The sequence below is a fragment of the Streptomyces sp. NPDC028308 genome (assembly GCF_055565855.1).
In genome coordinates this window covers 899,212-916,213 of record NZ_JBVHTO010000001.1, presented here as the reverse complement: position 1 = coordinate 916,213, position 17,002 = coordinate 899,212, and the positions used below count along the sequence as shown (strand labels likewise).

Genomic DNA, 17,002 nt, shown 5'->3' with positions numbered 1-17,002 from the left:
CTGCCCCCACCAACGTACTGCGCTAGCGCGAGGTCCGGGCGAATACCGCGACGGTACGGCCCGGGACGGCGAACGTCCCCGATTCCGCCGCGTAGGCGGCGCTCTTCACGGTAGAGTCCGCGCCCGCCGCCTGCACCGGATGCAGCGCGTACGCCTTCCCGGCCAGGGCGCCGACCCTCTGCTCCTGCTTGTCCGGCGTGGCGTTGAACACGACGACCAGGTCGCCGAGTTCCATCGTGATCACTCCGGGAGTCTCGTCCTTGCCCGACAGGGGGAAGGAGAGCTCGGACTGGACGCGGCCCGCCGTGCCGAGGCCGAAGACGTCCTCGGTGCTGCGGATCCTCAGCAGGTCGCGGTACGCGGCCGAGGCGCCCTCGATCTGCTCGCATCCCACCTTGACGGACGTCAACAGGGGCTTGGCGTACGGCCACTTGGACTTGTTGTCGGCGGCCGGGGGCAGCCCGCGCCCGAAGCCGTTGCCGTCCTCGCAGTTCCAGTGGACGGCGTTGAACCAGTCACCGCTGTCGTAGGAGTTGCGGTCCAGGGACTTGGAGCGCAGCAGGTCCGAGCCCGCCTGGGAGAGGGACGGCCCCTGGGAGAGGGCGGCCGTCGCCATGGCGAGGACCTGCATCCGCGCCCTGCCGTCCGCCGAGGTGCCCTTCGGCAGCTTGTAGGTGAGGGCGTCGAACAGCGACTCGTTGTCGTGCGCGTCGGCGTACGCGAGGGCGTCGCCCGGCGCCTCGGCGTATCCGGCGGGTGCGCCGTTGTAGTCGACCTCGGAGCCCTTGACCTCCTTGCCGTCGGAGTTGGTGAAGCGGTACGCGGCGAGGTTGCCGCTCAGGCCCACCTTGATGAGGTCCTGGTAGTGCAGCAGGCGGGCCTTCTGCTCGGCCGGGGTGCCGTTGGCGGCCGAGGAGTTGGGGTCGGTGTAGAGGCCGGAGGCGAAACCCTGGACGCCGGGGTCCTCGTCGAAGGGGCCGCCGCCGCGTACGGCGTCACGGGCCCGGTCGGAGAACGTCGCGACGCCCGTGCCGGCCATGTTCTTCTGGGTGGCCTGCACGAAGCGGGCGTCGTCGGCGACCTCGCCGAAGTTCCAGCCCTCGCCGTAGAGGATGATCTTCTTCCCGTCGACGCCGTCCTTGCGGAGGGTGAGCGCGTCGAGAGCCTTGCGGACCGCCAGGATGTTGGCCTTGGGGTGGTGTCCCATGAGGTCGAAGCGGAAGCCGTCGACCTTGTACTCCCGGGCCCAGGTGACGATCGAGTCGACCACCAGCTTGCCCATCATGGCGTTCTCGGTCGCCGTGCCCGCGCAGCAGGTGGAGTTGGCCACCGAGCCGTCGGCGAGGAGCCGCTGGTAGTAGCCGGGCACGATCCGGTCGAGCACGGAGGTGTCGGCCTGGCCGCTCGCGGCGGTGTGGTTGTAGACGACGTCCATGACGACCCGCAGGCCGTCCTGGTTCAGCGACTTGACCATGTCGCGGAACTCGACCGTACGCCGGGTGCCGTCGGGGTCGCTCGCGTAGGACCCCTCGGGGACCGTGTAGTGGTACGGGTCGTAGCCCCAGTTGTAGGCGTCCTCGGCGGCGGTCTTCGCCACGCACTCCTGCTGCTTCTCGGAGTCGGCGGGGTAGGAGGCGAGGTCGCAGTCGGTGCTCCGCCGGTCGGCCTTCTTCTCGGGGATGGTGGCGATGTCGAAGGCGGGCAGCAGGTGCACGTACGAGGTACCGGACTTCGCCAGCTCCCTCAGGTGCCTGGAGCCGTCGCTGTTCCTGTCCGTGAAGGCGCGGTAGGTGCCCTGGTCCTTAGCCGGGACGGTCTTGTCCGCCACCGAGAAGTCCCGGACGTGCAGCTCCTGGATCTGCGCGTCCTTCAGCGGTACGGCCTCGGGCTTCTTGAGCGAGGACCAGCCCGACGGGGCGAGGGACTTCGCGTCCAGGTCGACGACCAGGCTGCGCTCCGAGTCGGCGGTCAGGGCCACCGAGTACGGGTCGGTCACCTTGTTGGTGACGACCTTGCGGACGGTCGGCGCCCACACCTTGACGACGTAGCGGTAGGGCTTGCCCGTCCAGGACTTCTTCCCGGTGACGGACCAGACGCCGGTGGCGGCGTCCCGCTTCATCGCGACCGCGGACCCTCCGAGGTCCAGGCTCACCGACTGCGCGGTGGGCGCCCAGACGGCGAGGGTCGGGCGGCCCCGGTGGAACGTCGGCCCGAGGTCCGCCTCCGTCGCGTCGTACAGGTCGTCCAGGACTCCGGCGAGCTGCACGCCGGTCGCCGCCAGCACCGCGCCGTTGGCCGCGCGCTGGGTGGCGACGACCTGGCCGCGCAGGGCGGAGCGCACCCGGTCGCGGTCGCGCGGGTCCACGGACCAGGCCGTGTAGCCCTTCAGGTGCGGGAACGCGGCCTTCTGCGCGTCGGTGAGGGCGGTCTTCGACAGCCGCAGCCAGCGCTCGTCGTCGCTGGTCAGCGTGCCGTCCTCGACGGCGATCGAGCCGTCGCGGGAGGAGAGCAGCTGGGTGGAGGCGGCTCCTTCGGCGCCGTTCCAGGCGACCGTGTCGCGGTCGATCCAGACCGCCTTGGCGGAGGTCAGGTCGAGCGCGGCGGCGCTGCCCGCGGCCTGCGGGAGCAGGTAGTCCTCCTGGCCGCCGAGCATCCACACCTCGTGGCCGTCCGCCGTGAGGTCGAGCGACTGGTCGGTGGGGAGGTCCTTGGTGTCGCCCTTGTGCAGGATGTAGCTGAGGCTGGTGGCTCCTTCGGCGAGCGGCACCTCGAAGACGGCGCCGTACGCGTCCTCGCGGGCCGGCTCCAGGGGCTTGGTCCAGTCGGTGCCGTTCGCGGCGCCCGTCCAGACGTGGAGCCCCCATCCGTCGTAGTCGCCGTCGGCGCGGTGGTAGTGGAGGACCGCCTTGCTCTTGTCCTGCGCCGGGTAGTCGGGCCGCTCGGTGAGCAGGGCCTCCTTGCCCTGCTCGACCCAGACCTCACCGGTCTTGGTGACGTCGATGGTGCGGTCGGCGGAGACGTCCTTGTTGCCGTCCTTGTCGATGACGAGGAAGCCGACGCTGGAGGCGCCCGGCTTCAGCTTGACGTAGGCGAAGGCCCCGTAGGCGTCCCGGCCGACGAAGTCGTGGCCCGCGGGCCAGGTGGTCGACTCGCCGTCCGCGAGGTCGCCCCAGGCGTAGAGCCGCCAGTCGGTGTAGTCGCCGTCGGCGCGCTTGTAGTGGACGACCGCGTAGTCGCGGGAGGACGCGCTGGGCACCTCGGGCGCGGGCGGCGTGCCGGTGGTGCCGGTGGCCGTGTCGCTCGCGGTGCGTCCGGCCGAGTCGATCACGACGGCCTTGTAGCGCAGGGCGCTCCCGGGCGGTACGTCCTTGCCGATGGTCTGGGTGACCTTGTAGGGGGCGTGGTCGGCGGAGCCGAGGGTGCGCCACTTGCCGTTGCCCACCTGGGCGGCGAAGACGACCCGGTTCATCCGGCCGCCGTCGACGTCGGCGGAGACCTCGACGGTGCCGGTGGCGCCCGCGCCGGGGGCCTTCAGGGTCACGGCCGGTTTGGCCGCGGGGGCGGGGGTGCGGCCCGCCGCCTTCAGGACGATCGCGGAGCCGGCCGGGACGGTGACCGTCACCTTCTTCTCGTCGTCGCTGGTGACGTCGGAGGAGGTGCCGTGGATCCCGCGGAACCGCATGCCGGCCGATCCGGTGGCGAAGGTCGCCTCGCGCGCTGCGTCCGCGTTGTTCACGGCGACGACGTACTCGACGCCGGTCCTGGCGTCCGTGCGCGAGAAGGCGTACACCCCGGCGCCGTCGGCGGCGTAGCGCTCGGTCTGGACGCCGTCCGCGAGGGCCGGGTTGGCCTTGCGGAGCTCGGCCAGGGCGGCGATCCGCCGGTAGAGGGGCGCCTTGGTGTCGTAGGCGTCGTCGGCGTGCGTGCGGTCGGTGCCCAGCTCGTCGTCGTCGAGGTAGTCGCCGACCTTCGAGGCGAACATCGTCTGGCGGGCGTCCTTGTCGCCGCCCGCTCCGGTGAAGCCCTGCTCGTCGCCGTAGTAGACGACGGGGTTGCCGCGGCTGAGGAACATCAGCTCGGTGGCGAGCTCGTCCTTCTTCAGCAGTTCGGCGTCGCTCGCCTTCGGGTCGTCCTGCTTCAGGAAGGAGCCGATGCGGCCCATGTCGTGGTTGCCGAGGAAGGTGACCTGCTCGTACGCGTTGGCCTTGTCCGTCGTGTACTTGTAGTCGTCACCGAAGACGGCGGCGAGCTTCCTCGCGCTGCCGCCCTGGGAGGCGTAGGAGCGGGCCGCGTCCTGGAAGGGGAAGTCCAGCGTGGAGTCCAGGCGGCCCTGGGTCACGTACGGCGCGGTGACCGAGGTGTCGGCGGAGTAGACCTCGCCGAACATGAAGAAGTCGTCCCGGCCCCGCTTCTCGGCGTAGGCGTCGAGCGCCGTCGCCCACTGGGTCCAGAACTCCATGTTCACGTGCTTGACGGTGTCGATGCGGAAGCCGTCGATGCCGTAGTCGCCGACCCACTTCTGGTAGATCCGCTCCATGCCCCGCACGACCTCGGGACGCTCGGTCCACAGGTCGTCGAGGCCGGAGAAGTCGCCGTGCGTGGAACTCTCGCCGGCGAAGGTGGAGTCACCGCGGTTGTGGTACATCGCCGGGTCGTTGAGCCAGGACGGGACCTTGGCGTTCTTCTTCGCGGCGGGCACGACCGGCGTGCGCGGGAAGGAGTCGCGGTCGACCGGCGGGAACGGCTTCGTGCCGTCCGCGTAGGCGGCGTCGTCGAACGGCTCGCCGTCCTTCGTCAGATACGGGAAGGCGCCCTTGGAGAGGTAGCCGTAGGACTTCTCCTCGTAGTCGACGACGTCGGCCGTGTGGTTGGTGATGACGTCGAAGAAGACCTTCATGCCCTTGGCGTGGGCCTTGGAGATCAGGGTCTCCAGGTCCTTGTTCGTGCCGAAGTGCGGGTCGACCTGCGTGAAGTCGGTGATCCAGTAGCCGTGATAGCCGGCGGAGGCGTCGGCCCCGGTGCCCTGCACGGGCTGGTTCTTGAAGATCGGCGCCATCCAGATGGCGGTGGTGCCGAGGCCCTTGATGTAGTCGAGCTTCTTCGTCAGGCCCTTGAGGTCGCCGCCCTGGTAGAACCCCTTGTCGGTGGGGTCGTACCCGGTCGCGAGGCGTGAACCGGTCAGTCCCCCGCGGTCGTTGGCGGTGTCCCCGTTGGCGAACCGGTCCGGCAGGACGAAGTAGAACTGCTCGCGGGTGGCGTCGTGACGGGCGGGCTCGGCGGCGAGCCTGGCGTCGGACGGGGGCGCGGGCGGCGCCGCGGCCTTGGCCGCGAGCGGCTGGACGAGGGCCGCCGCGAGGGCGGCCACCGTGACGGCGGCGAGCCGTCCGCGGTGCGGGGTCAGTCCGGAGTGCGCGGCGCGGCGCGCCCCGGGCGCCGGCCATCTCGGTATCAGGGCCACAGGCGTGAACTCCTAGCAGATACGGCTCTATTGGGTCCGACCCCACCGCCGCGGCACGGCTTCGATGCCGGGCGCCGGCGTGACCGTACCGCTTACGAAAGCTTTACAGCAAGAGTCTTGAAAGCAACGGAAAGAACTTTCACAAGGCGACGCCGGTCCGGCACGGCCCGGCCTGCCGTGGGGGTGGCGGGCCGGGCCGTGTCACGCGGCGTGCGGAGTCAGCAGGCCGACTTCCCGGCGTACACCGCGAGCGCGGTGTTGGCGCCGAGGGTGGCCGTGAGCTGGCCCGAACCGTTCACCGTGACCGTCGTGTTGTTCTGCACGTTGCAGTACGTCCCGGCCGGGAGCGAGGTCTGGTAGGTGCGGCTCAGGGCGCCGGACTCGTGGTTGATCGCCACGAAGCCCTTGCTGCCGCGGCCGAAGGCGATGGCGTCTCCGCCGTTGTCCCACCAGTTGGTGACGGACTGGCCCCGGGTGGCGTTGCGGAAGGCCACCATGGACTTGATCTCCGGCCAGGCGTGCTGGCACTTCCAGCCGTTCTGCCAGCAGGCGGTGACGCTGCCGCCGTTCGGCGGACCGGCGTCCGTGTCGGAGAACTCGTAGCCCGAGTTGATGTCGGGTGCGCCGTAGGGCCACGCCAGCATGAAGACGTTCGCCAGGGTGTAGTTGGCGCCGTCCTTGTAGCTGAGCGTGGAGCCGTTGCGCTCGGTGTCGTGGTTGTCGACGAAGACGGCGGAGACGCCGCTGCTCATGTAGCCCCAGCCCTCGCCGTAGTTCTTCAGGTAGGCGAGGTTCTCGTTGTTGAAGACCCGCTTGAGGTCGTAGGCGTAGCGGAACTCCTGGACGTCGCCGTTGCCGGTGTACTCGGTCGGCTGGACGGCCTCCCCGGAACCGTAGATGACCTCCTGCTTCCAGTACGCCCCCGGGTTGGTGAGCCGGGACTTGATGTTGGCGAGGTCGGCGGCCGGGATGTGCTTGGCGCCGTCGATGCGGAAGCCGTCGACGCCGTAGCCGAGCAGGGAGTTGATGTAGCCGGCGATGGCGGAGCGGACGTACTCCTCGCCGGTGTCCAGGTCGGCGAGCCCCACGAGCTCGCAGTTCTGCACGTTGGCACGGTCGCCGTAGTTGGTGATGGTGGCCGTGCAGTCGTTCATGTCGTTGGACGAGTACAGGCCCGGGTAGTTGTACTTCGTGTACGACGAGCCGCCGGTGCCGGTGCCGGAGCCGGCCGACATGTGGTTCACGACCGTGTCGGCGACGACCTTCACACCGGCCGCGTGGCAGGTGTTCACCATGTTCCGGAAGGCCGTGGCGTCACCGAGGCGGCCGGCGATCCGGTAGCTGACGGGCTGGTACGAGGTCCACCACTGGGCGCCCTGGATGTGCTCGGCGGGCGGGGACACCTGGACGTAGCCGTATCCGGCCGGCCCGAGGGTGTTGGTGCACTCCTTGGCGACCGAGTCGAATTTCCACTCGAAGAGGACGGCGGTGACGTCCTTGGTTCCGGGGGGTGATGCCTGGGCCACTCCCGTGGGGAGGGTGACCGAGGCCGCCAGAGCCGCCGCGAGGGCGGCTATGACGGCCGGAGTTCTCCTGGCCATGTGATCTCCTGCACTTCGTCGTGCGGGTGGGGGAGGGTGCGGGGGCCGGAGGTTGCAGACCGAACAACCCCGGTGTGGTCGGGACCGTAGCGCTTGCAGACAAGTTTCAGCAAGATGTCGCAAGAAATTCCAACTCGGTTCACGACAGGGCCCCTTGGCACCCTCTCCCCCGCCCCCGGAAGCGCAGGAGGTTCACTCGTACGGTCAGACGGCCCACCAGACGGTCGTGTCCGCGGGCAGCTTCGCCTCGTCGTCCGCGATGGTCACCTCACCGCTGCACACCAGCACCCGGCCGTACGCCGGGACGGTGACCGACTCGCCGCCGGTGTTCGCCGTGCAGACGAACTCGCCCCGGCGGAAGGCCAGTACGCCCTCCGGCGCGCGCAGCCACTCCACCGCGTCGCCCGCGCCGAGGTCGGCCCGCTCGCGCCGCACGGCCAGCGCGGTGCGGTACAGCTCCAGGGTGGAACCCGGCGTGCCCATCTGCGCCTCGATGCTCAGCTCGCCCCAGCCGGCCGGCTGCGGCAGCCAGCTGCCGCCGTCGCCGAAGCCGAAGGAGGAGCCCTCGCGGGTCCACGGGATCGGCACCCGGCAGCCGTCGCGGAAGCCGTCCTGTCCGGCGCCCCGGAAGTAGGCGGGGTCCTGGCGCACCTCGTCCGGCAGGTCCACGACGTCCGGCAGGCCGAGCTCCTCGCCCTGGTAGAGGTACGCGGAGCCCGGCAGCGCCAGCATCAGCAGGGTCGCCGCCCGCGCGCGCCGCAGTCCCAGCCCGCGGTTGCCCGCGGTGCGGATCTGCGTGCCGAGGCCGGCCTCGTTGGCGAAGCGCGTGGCGTGCCGCGTCACGTCGTGGTTGGACAGCACCCAGGTGGCCGGGGCGCCGACGGGGCGCATCGAGTCCAGGGTGCGGTCGATGACGGAGTGCAGCTCGGCCGCGTCCCAGTGGGTGCCCAGGTATTGGAAGTTGAAGGCCTGGTGCAGCTCGTCGGGGCGCACGTAGTTGGCGGTGCGCTCGATGGTCGGGGTCCACGCCTCGGCCACGAAGATGCGCTCACCCGCGTACTCGTCGAGGATGGTGCGCCACTGCCGGTAGATGTCGTGCACGCCGTCCTGGTCGAAGAACGGCATGACATCGTTGCCCAGCAGCTTCAGCTGCTCGTGGGATCCAAGGTCCGGCAGGCCCGTCGCCTTCACCAGTCCGTGGGCCACGTCGATACGGAAGCCGTCGACGCCCATGTCGAGCCAGAAGCGCAGGATCGAGCGGAACTCGTCGCCGACCGCCGGGTGCTCCCAGTTGAAGTCGGGCTGCTCGGGCGCGAAGAGGTGCAGGTACCACTCGCCGGGGGTGCCGTCGGGCTCGGTGACCCGGGTCCAGGCCGGTCCGCCGAAGATGGACTCCCAGTCGTTGGGCGGCAGTTCACCGTCCGCGCCCTTGCCGGGCCGGAAGTGGTAGCGGTCCCGCAGCGGCGAGCCGGGGCCCTCGCGCAGCGCGCGCTTGAACCACTCGTGCTGGTCGGAGGAGTGGTTGGGCACCAGGTCGACGATGATCCGCAGGCTCAGCTCGTGCGCGTCGCGGATCAGCGCGTCGGCGTCCAGGAGGTTGCCGAACATGGGGTCGACGGCGCGGTAGTCCGCCACGTCGTAGCCGGCGTCGGCCTGCGGCGAGGCGTAGAAGGGGCTCAGCCACACGGCGTCGACGCCGAGGTCGCGCAGGTACGGGAGTCGGGAACGTACGCCCTCCAGGTCGCCCATGCCGTCGCCGTTGCTGTCGGCGAAGCTGCGCGGATAGACCTGGTAGATCACCGCGTCGCGCCACCAGTCGCGGTGGGCGGCGACGGTGGCGAGCGCGGAGGTCGGGGCCTGGTCGGCGGAGTGCTGGCTCATGGCGTCCTTGATGCGATGGGGGGTCCCCCGGCGGGCAGGGCCGGCGGGAGGAGCAGTTCGGGTCGTGGAAGCGTGTGATGAGGCGGCCGCGACGCCGGCGGGGTCGGATGGACGCCGCGGCCGCCACCCGCGCGCGATGCGCGCGCGGGAGTCCTGCTGGGCGTCAGCCCTTGGTGCCGCCGGCCGTCAGGCCGCTCACCAGGTTCTTCTGCACCAGGTAGAAGAAGGCGGAGACGGGTATGGCGACGAGCACCGCGGTGGCGGCCATGAGGTTGCGCTGCGCGTCGTGCTCACTGACGAAGCTCTGCAGACCGACGGCGAAGGTGTACTTCGTGTCGGAGAGCATGAACGTCGAGGCGAACGCGACCTCGCCGAACGCGGTGATGAAGCTGTAGAAGGCGGCCACGGCCAGGCCCGGCTTGGCGAGCGGCAGGATCAGCCGCAGGAACGTGCCGAAGGGGTTGAGTCCGTCGACGCGTCCCGCCTCGTCGATCTCGAAGGGGATGGTGTCGAAGTACCCCTTGAGCAGCCAGGCGCAGTACGGCACCGCCGTCGAGCAGTAGACCAGGACGAGGCCGAGGTAGGTGTCGATGAGCTGCAGGTCCGAGAGGATCTGGTACATCGGCACGATGAGGACGGCGATCGGGAACATCTGGGTGACCAGCAGGACCCACATGAACTTCCGGTACCCGGGGAAGCGCATGCGGGACACCGCGTAGCCGGTGGTGGCGGCGAACATCACGCCGATGACCGAGGTGCCGAACGAGACGATGAGCGAGGTCTTCATCCACGCGAAGAAGTTCGTGTGCTGGAGCACGAACGCGTAGTTGTCGAACGTCATCTTGTCCCAGATGCGCCCGGGGTGGAGGTAGTCGTCCTTGTCCGGGCCGAGCGACAGGTAGACCAGCCACGCGACCGGGAAGAGCGCGATCAGGCTCGCGACGATCAGGATGCCGTGCGACACGACGGAGCCGGAGCGGCTGTTGTCGCCGCGCCTGCGGCCCTTGCGCGGGGCGGCGCCCGCGGAGACCTGGTCCGCCGCGGCGGGTGTCGGAAGGGTCGTGGTGCTCATGCGGGCTCCCGCCTCAGATCGCGAGCTGCTGGTCATTGCGGTTCAGCCAGCGGCGGTAGAAGGAGGTGAAGACGATCAGGATGGTCAGCAGCAGGATGCCGTAGGCGGCCGACTGCGCGAAGTCGCGCGGCTGCTGTCCGAAGCCCAGGTAGTAGGCCCAGGTGACGAGGATCTGCGCGTCCGGGGCGGTGTTGCCGAACAGCAGGAAGATCACGGCGAACTGGTTGAACGTCCAGATGACGCCGAGCAGGACGACGGTGGAGCTGACGGACCGCAGGCCGGGCAGCGTGACGTGCCGGAACCGCTGCCAGGCGTTCGCGCCGTCCATCTCGGAGGCCTCGTACAGCGTCGCGTCGATGGACTGCAGGCCGCCCAGCAGGGAGACCATCATGAACGGCACACCGCACCAGGTGTTGACCATGATCGCGGCGAACCGCTGCCAGAAGGTGTCCTCCAGCCACAGCGGTGTCGGCAGGTGCACCGATTCGAGCACGGAGTTGATGATGCCGCCGTCGGCGAGCATGAACCGCCAGCCGAACACGGTGACGAAGGTGGGCACGGCCCACGGCAGCACCAGCAGCAGCCGGTAGAAGGTGCGTCCGCGCAGCTTCTGGTTGAGCAGCAGCGCGAGGCCGAGGCCGATGACGTAGTGCAGCGTGACGCAGAGCGCCGTCCACACGATCGTCCAGATGAAGTGCGACCAGAACCGGTCGTACGACGTCGGACCCCACAGGATGTCGGCGTAGTTGTCGAAGCCGATGAACTCGTAGGTGGCGTCGATGTGGTTGACGCCGATCGTGCGGGCCGAGTTGAGGCTGTTGGCGTCCGTGAGCGTCAGGTAGAGGCCCCGCACGAGCGGATAGAGCACCAGCACGCCGAGCACGACGACCACCGGGGTGATCATCGCGTACGCGTACCAGTACTTCTGGTACGAGTGCTTGAGGCGCTCGATCCGACCGGGCCGGCGCCCGCGGTCACCACGCCGCTCGCCGGTCGCTCTGTCGATGGCGACTGTCATGATTCGACACCTTCTGGAAGATCAGGGGTTGGGCGCGCGCCCGGCGGCGGCTGGGCCGCGGCGCACAGGCCGGATGGCCGCCGGATCCGTCCCCCGGTGCGGGCGGATCCGACGGCCACGCGGGATCACTTCTTGAAGTCGGGGACCAGCTTGGCGATCGCGGTCTCCGCGTTGCCCAGGCCCTTGTCCAGCGACTCCTTGCCGCCGGCGATCTTCGGCAGCTCGGTGTCGAGCGGACCCCACAGCGAGCTGTACTCGGGCAGCGCCGGGCGCGGCTGGGCGGCGGCGAGCACCGTCTGGTAGCCGGCGATGCCCGGGTCGGCCTTGACCTCGGCGGTGTAGGCGTCGTCACGCGTCGGCAGCGTGGAGTTCTTCAGGGCGATCGTCTCCTGGGACTTCGCCGAGGTCATGAACTTCACGAACTTGAGCGAGGCCGCCTGGTGGGCCTTGTCAGAGCCCGCGTACACGGAGAGGTTGTGGCCGCCGGTCGGGGCGCCCGCCTTGCCGGTGGAGCCGGCCGGGACGGTGGCGATACCGAGGTTCGCCTTGTCCTTGAACGCCGAGCCCTTGTAGAAGTTCGTGATCTCCCACGGACCCTGGACGATCGCGGCGACCTTGCCGTTGACGAACGCGTCCTGGATGTGGGCGTACGCGTCGGCGGTGGTGTCGGCCTTGTGCAGGCCCTTGCCGCTGAACAGGCCCTGCCAGGTCTCGAAGCCCTTCTTGGCCTCGGGCGAGGCGACGGTGATCTTCTTGGCGTCGACGTCGACCGTGTCGGTGCCCTCGCCGTAGAGGAAGGACTGGGCGTAGTAGGCCTGGGTGGAGCCCCAGTAGCCGTCGACGCCGGTCTTCTTCTTGATCGTGGCGGCGGCGGTCTTGAGGTCGGCCCAGGACGTGGGCGCCTCCTTGATGCCGGCCTTCTCGAAGAGCGCCTTGTTGTAGACGAGCGCGAGGGTGTCCGTGACGAACGGCACGCCGTAGGTCTTGCCGTCGTACTTCGCCTGCTCGAGCAGGTTGGACTTGAACTTGTCCTGCTCGGCGAGGGCCTCGGTGCCGTCGAGCGGCAGGAAGTAGCTCTTCTTCGCGAAGGCGGGGGTCCAGCCGACCTCGGAGCGCAGCAGGTCAGGAGCACCCTTGGAGCCCGCGGCGGTGTCGAACTTGTTCTGCGCCTGGTCGAACGGCACGTTGACGTACTTGACCTTGACGTCGGGGTTGGCCTTCTCGAACTCCTTGACGAGGGCCTTGTACGTCGGGGCCTCGTTGGTGGCGTTCGAGGTGTCCCACCACGTGATGGTGGTGGGGCCGTCCGACTTGTCGCCGCTGTCGTCGCCGCCGCACGCCGTCGCCGTGAGGGCGATGGACGCCACCAGAGCGGTGGCCGCTATGCCACGCCGCATGAGATCTCCTTGAGGGTGAAAGCCCGAGTGGTTGGGGAAGCGGTCCCGCCCGCACCCCTTGCCGACTTGCCGACTGCGCCGTTGCGTCCGCCGGGCGACGTGAACGTAACAGCGTTGTAAGCGCCGCGAAAGAGCTTGCAGCAAAAAAGTGCAAGGACTGCCGAGAGTTACGTGCCCGTGACCTCCGGGCGGCGACCCGGGGCCCCGTACCGGGCCGATCAGCGGTCTCGTGACCGTCTGTGCAAGACTCTGCAAGCTCTTGCCACGGCAGCGGTATACGAGGATCATCGCCCCGTCAGCGCCTTGCAGGAGCCACCCCTTCCCGCGGCGCACGCGGGGGACGCCGAGCCGACCAGAATCACGAGGGAGCCCGATGACGCAGCAGCCCGGAGCGAGCCGTTCAACCGGCCGCGCACGGCGCCTGGTTGGTGGGCAACGCGATTCCCGGCCGGTACAGTCCAATCCCGTGACCACACGGCTTGCCGACATCGCAGCCCAGGCGGGGGTCAGTGAGGCGACTGTCAGCCGCGTCCTGAACGGGAAGCCGGGCGTCGCAGCGACCACCCGCCAGTCCGTCCTGGCCGCCCTCGACGTCCTCGGCTACGAGCGTCCGGTCCGGCTGCGGCAGCGCAGCGAGGGACTGGTCGGGCTGATAACCCCCGAGCTGGAGAACCCCATATTCCCGGCGCTGGCCCAGGTGATCGGCCAGGCGCTGACGCGACAGGGCTACACCCCGGTGCTGGCCACCCAGACCCCCGGCGGCTCCACCGAGGACGAGCTGACGGAGATGCTCGTCGACCGGGGCGTCGCGGGCATCATCTTCGTCTCGGGGCTGCACGCGGACACCTCCGCGGACATGCAGCGCTACGAGCAGCTGCGCGCCCGGGGCGTGCCGTTCGTCCTCGTCGACGGTTTCTCGCCGAAGGTGCAGGCCCCCTTCATCTCCCCCGACGACCGGGCGGCGATGAGCCTCGCGGTCACCCACCTCGTCTCGCTCGGCCACACCAACATCGGTCTCGCGCTCGGCCCGAAGCGGTTCGTGCCGGTGCAGCGGAAGATCGAGGGGTTCGTGCGCACGATGCAGGAGCAGTTGGGCCTGCGTCCCGACGACATCGAGGAGCGACTGGTCCAGCACTCCCTGTACACCCTGGAGGGCGGCCAGGCCGCGGCCACCGCGCTCATCGAGCGGGAGTGCACGGCGGTGGTGTGCGCGAGCGACATGATGGCGCTCGGCGCGATACGCGCGGCCCGGCAGCTCGGCCTGGACGTGCCGAAGGGCATCTCCGTGGTCGGCTTCGACGACTCGCCCCTCATCGCCTTCACCGACCCGCCGCTCACCACCGTCCGCAAGCCGGTGCCGGCCATGGGTCAGGCCGCGGTGCGCACGCTGCTGGAGGAGATCGGCGGGACGCCCGCGCCCCACAGCGAGTTCGTGTTCATGCCGGAACTGGTGGTGCGGGGCTCGACCGCCTCGGCGCCCGGGGACCGCAACCGTCCCTGAGCAGGCCACCCCCCGTACCCGGGTCGGTGCAGGGAGCAGGAAATGCGACCCGGACCCGACCAGGGGATCATCTGTGGGGGAAGGCTTTTCTGGCACACTCTGTCCTTATGGGTGAGACCACCGTGACGACACTGGAAGGCCGGAAGCAGGCCCCTCCCGCGTCCGTCGCGGACAGCTCCGACGACCGCGCGGACCGGGCCCTGCTGCGCCGGCTGCGCACCCCGCGGCGCCCCCGTCTCTGGTTCGAGATCCTGCTGATCGGCGTGAGCTACTGGACGTACTCGCTGATCCGCAACGCGGTCCCGGAGCAGCGGACGCAGGCGCTGCGCAACACGGACTGGATCTGGCGCGTCGAGCAGACGCTCGGGATCGCCGTCGAGGAGTCGGTCAACCACGCCGTGAACGCGGTGACATGGCTCATCGTCGGCATGAACTACTACTACGCGACACTGCACTTCGTGGTGACGCTGGGTGTTCTGGTGTGGCTGTACCGCAGTCATCCCGGCCGGTACGCGGCGACGCGCACGGCGCTCTTCGCGACGACCGCGGTCGCCCTCGTCGGCTACTACTTCTACCCGCTGGCGCCGCCGCGCCTGATGACCGGCGCCGGCTTCGTCGACACGGTCCTGGTCCACCAGACGTGGGGCTCGATGGCGTCGGGCGACCTGAAGAACATGTCGAACCAGTACGCGGCGATGCCCTCGATGCACATCGGCTGGTCCCTGTGGTGCGGCCTCACGATCTTCGCCCTGGCCTCGGCGCCGTGGGCCCGCGTCCTCGGCCTGCTCTATCCGGCGGCCACCCTCGTGGTCATCGTCGCCACGGCCAACCACTTCTGGCTGGACGCGGTGGGCGGCGTGATCTGCCTGGCCTTCGGCTTCGCCGTCGCGGGCCTGTGGTACGGCGCCCTGCCGTACGCCCTGCCCCGCCGGGTGCCGGAGCCGGGCGAGCCACCGGCCCTGCGGCTCGGGACCTGACCCGGCCGCCCGCCGGCCCGGTCCGGCGGTCGCGGGCGGCGCTCAGCCCCCGCCGGCGGTGTCCCTCAGGGCGTCCAGCAGGGCACGCAGCGCGGGCTGCGCCGGCGCCGTCTCGCGTACGGCGGCATGGATGGCCCGTACCGGCTCGGGGCCGCGGACCTCGCGTGTCACCACGCCGGGACGGGGTTCGCCGAGACCCAGGCGGGGGACGAGGGCGACGCCCAGCCCCGCCGCGACGAACCCCTGCGCGGTGACGTAGTCCTCGCTGTCCACCACGAAATGGGGCCGGAAACCGGCCGCGGCGCAGGCGTCGAGCTGGACGTCGAGGCAGGGCCCCGGCCGCTCGCTGCCGACCCAGGGCAGCTGGGCGAGCTCGGCGAGTTCCAGCGTCCCGCGCTCCGCCAGGCGGTGCCCCTCGGGCAGGACCACGCGGTAGGGGTCGTCGACGAGGTGCACCAGGCGCACGCCGTCGGGTGCGGTGCCGTGCGGACGCACCACGAGCGCCAGATCGGCCCGCCCCTCCCGCACGTCCGGCAGCGGGTCCTCGGGGCCGCTCAGCCGCAGCTCCACCGCGATCCCCGGGTGCCCGGCCCGCAGGCGGGCGATCGCCGGTGCCACCAGCGCGGCTCCGGCGGTGGCGAAGTACCGCACCGCGAGCCGTCCGGTACGTCCGGCGAGCAGGTCGGCCAGCGCGGTCTCCGCCTCGGCGACCTGCCGCCCGATGGCGTCCGCGTACCCGGCGACGAGCAGCCCGGCGGGCGTGGGCCGCACGCCCCGGCCGATCCGCTCCAGCAGCGCCGTCCCGGTCTGCTTCTCCAGGGCGGCGATCTGCTGGCTGACGGCCGACGGCGTGTAGCCGAGGTCCGCGGCCGCCGCGGTCACCGACCCGGCGCTCACCACGGCCCGCAGGACCTGCATGCGTCGCACATCCATCATGCAGCGCAGCTTAACAGTGTGTGCATAACTCTTCACTTGTCCTCACGTGTTCTGTCGGGGACCGTGGGCGCATGCCTTCTCACCCGGCCTCGACCGTCCGCATGGGCCTGCTCGCGCTGCTCTGGGGTTCGAGCTTCCTCTGGATCAAGGTGGCCCTGAACCACGGCCTGACCCCCGCCCAGATCGCGGTCACGCGCTACGCGCTCGGCGCCGCCGTCCTCGTCGCCCTGGCCCGGGCCCGGGGCGGACGGCTCCCCCGGTCCCGCGCGACCTGGGGCCATCTCGCCGTGGCCGCCCTGCTCTGCAACGCCGTTCCGTTCGCCCTCTTCGCCGTCGGCGAGCAGACGGTCGACTCCGGTGTCGCCGGTGTCCTGAACGCCACCACTCCCCTGTGGTCCCTGCTCACCGGCGTCCTCCTGGGGACCGACCGCGGGGTGCGTCCCGTCCGGCTGGCCGGTCTGGCGCTAGGTTTCGCGGGCACCCTGCTGATCTTCGCGCCGTGGCAGCGTGCCGGTCTGACGAGCTGGGGCGCCCTGGCCCTCGCGGGGGCGGCGCTGAGTTACGCGCTGGCCTTCGCGTACATGGGCCGTCACCTCACCGCGCGGAAGGACCCGACGGCCGTCTCCGCGGCCCAGCTCCTCGCGGCCACGGCGTGGACCGCGCTCGCCCTGCCCGTCGCGGGCCCCGGCCCCCTGCACGTGGACACCACGGGCGTCCTCGCCGTCGTCGCCCTGGGCATCCTCGGCACGGGTGTCACGTTCCACCTCAACTACCGGCTGATCGCCGACGAGGGCCCCACCGCCGCCGCCACGGTCGGCTACCTGCTGCCGGTCGTCTCGGTGACCCTGGGCGCCCTCGTCCTGGGCGAGGAGCTCACACCACGGGTCCTCGCGGGCATGGCGGTGGTCCTGACGGGAGTGGCCCTGACCCGCGGCCCGGGAGCGCACCGGCCCCGCCCCGCCCGCCGGCACACGCCGAGCGCCGCCCACGCTCAGGAGCGGTCGGCCGTCCCCGGTCGGGTGCTGTCGGGCCGGCCCGGGCGGGTCCCCGCCGGCCGGGCGGACGGCGCCTGACTCCGGCGGAGGAGGACGCCCGCCAGGGCCTGTCGTCCGATCGGGCGGGCCGTGACCGACGGTTGGTCCCGGCCGACCAGACCCCGCG

The 17,002-nt window shown here is 70.5% G+C and carries 10 protein-coding genes; 3 read left to right on the top strand and 7 right to left on the bottom strand.

The window, feature by feature from the left end:
- Window positions 1-22 precede the first annotated feature (22 nt).
- The 6 genes from pulA to ACZ4VA_RS03835 all read right to left on the bottom strand — a co-directional run bounded on the left by pulA (window position 23) and on the right by ACZ4VA_RS03835 (window position 12,427).
- On the bottom strand, window positions 23-5,452 hold the full coding sequence (gene pulA / locus ACZ4VA_RS03860) for a pullulanase-type alpha-1,6-glucosidase (RefSeq protein ID WP_468079642.1): 5,430 nt from the start codon (window positions 5,450-5,452) through the stop codon (window positions 23-25).
- A 224-nt stretch (window positions 5,453-5,676) separates the two neighbouring features.
- Window positions 5,677-7,059: an alpha-amylase gene (locus ACZ4VA_RS03855; RefSeq protein WP_356241888.1), complete on the bottom strand. Its 1,383-nt coding sequence runs from the start codon at window positions 7,057-7,059 to the stop codon at window positions 5,677-5,679.
- A gap of 204 nt (window positions 7,060-7,263) precedes the next feature.
- Window positions 7,264-8,940: a glycoside hydrolase family 13 protein gene (locus tag ACZ4VA_RS03850; protein WP_468079544.1), complete on the bottom strand. Its 1,677-nt coding sequence runs from the start codon at window positions 8,938-8,940 to the stop codon at window positions 7,264-7,266.
- 163 nt (window positions 8,941-9,103) lie between these two features.
- Window positions 9,104-10,012, bottom strand: a complete 909-nt coding sequence (locus tag ACZ4VA_RS03845) for a sugar ABC transporter permease (RefSeq protein WP_355788214.1) — start codon at window positions 10,010-10,012, stop codon at window positions 9,104-9,106.
- A gap of 13 nt (window positions 10,013-10,025) precedes the next feature.
- On the bottom strand, window positions 10,026-11,030 hold the full coding sequence (locus ACZ4VA_RS03840; RefSeq protein ID WP_355788212.1) for a carbohydrate ABC transporter permease: 1,005 nt from the start codon (window positions 11,028-11,030) through the stop codon (window positions 10,026-10,028).
- 125 nt (window positions 11,031-11,155) lie between these two features.
- Complete coding sequence (locus ACZ4VA_RS03835; protein WP_355788209.1) at window positions 11,156-12,427, bottom strand: extracellular solute-binding protein; 1,272 nt, start codon at window positions 12,425-12,427, stop codon at window positions 11,156-11,158.
- 466 nt (window positions 12,428-12,893) lie between these two features.
- Between ACZ4VA_RS03835 and ACZ4VA_RS03830 the strand changes: the two genes are divergently transcribed.
- Both ACZ4VA_RS03830 and ACZ4VA_RS03825 read left to right on the top strand, forming a co-directional pair.
- Window positions 12,894-13,928: a LacI family DNA-binding transcriptional regulator gene (locus tag ACZ4VA_RS03830; RefSeq protein ID WP_355788206.1), complete on the top strand. Its 1,035-nt coding sequence runs from the start codon at window positions 12,894-12,896 to the stop codon at window positions 13,926-13,928.
- Window positions 13,929-14,035: 107 nt separating this feature from the next.
- Window positions 14,036-14,905 carry a phosphatase PAP2 family protein gene (locus ACZ4VA_RS03825; protein WP_356167409.1) on the top strand — a complete coding sequence of 290 codons (870 nt, stop codon included), beginning with the start codon at window positions 14,036-14,038 and terminating at the stop codon, window positions 14,903-14,905.
- A 42-nt stretch (window positions 14,906-14,947) separates the two neighbouring features.
- On the opposite strand, the gene ACZ4VA_RS03820 is transcribed toward ACZ4VA_RS03825, so the two are convergent.
- Complete coding sequence (locus ACZ4VA_RS03820) at window positions 14,948-15,841, bottom strand: LysR family transcriptional regulator (RefSeq protein ID WP_356167412.1); 894 nt, start codon at window positions 15,839-15,841, stop codon at window positions 14,948-14,950.
- A gap of 71 nt (window positions 15,842-15,912) precedes the next feature.
- Here ACZ4VA_RS03820 and ACZ4VA_RS03815 point away from each other — a divergent pair, with 71 nt between their 5' ends.
- The gene (locus ACZ4VA_RS03815; RefSeq protein ID WP_468079540.1) at window positions 15,913-16,914 is read left to right on the top strand and encodes a DMT family transporter; all 1,002 of its coding nucleotides are present in this window, start codon (window positions 15,913-15,915) and stop codon (window positions 16,912-16,914) included.
- Window positions 16,915-17,002: the final 88 nt, after the last annotated feature.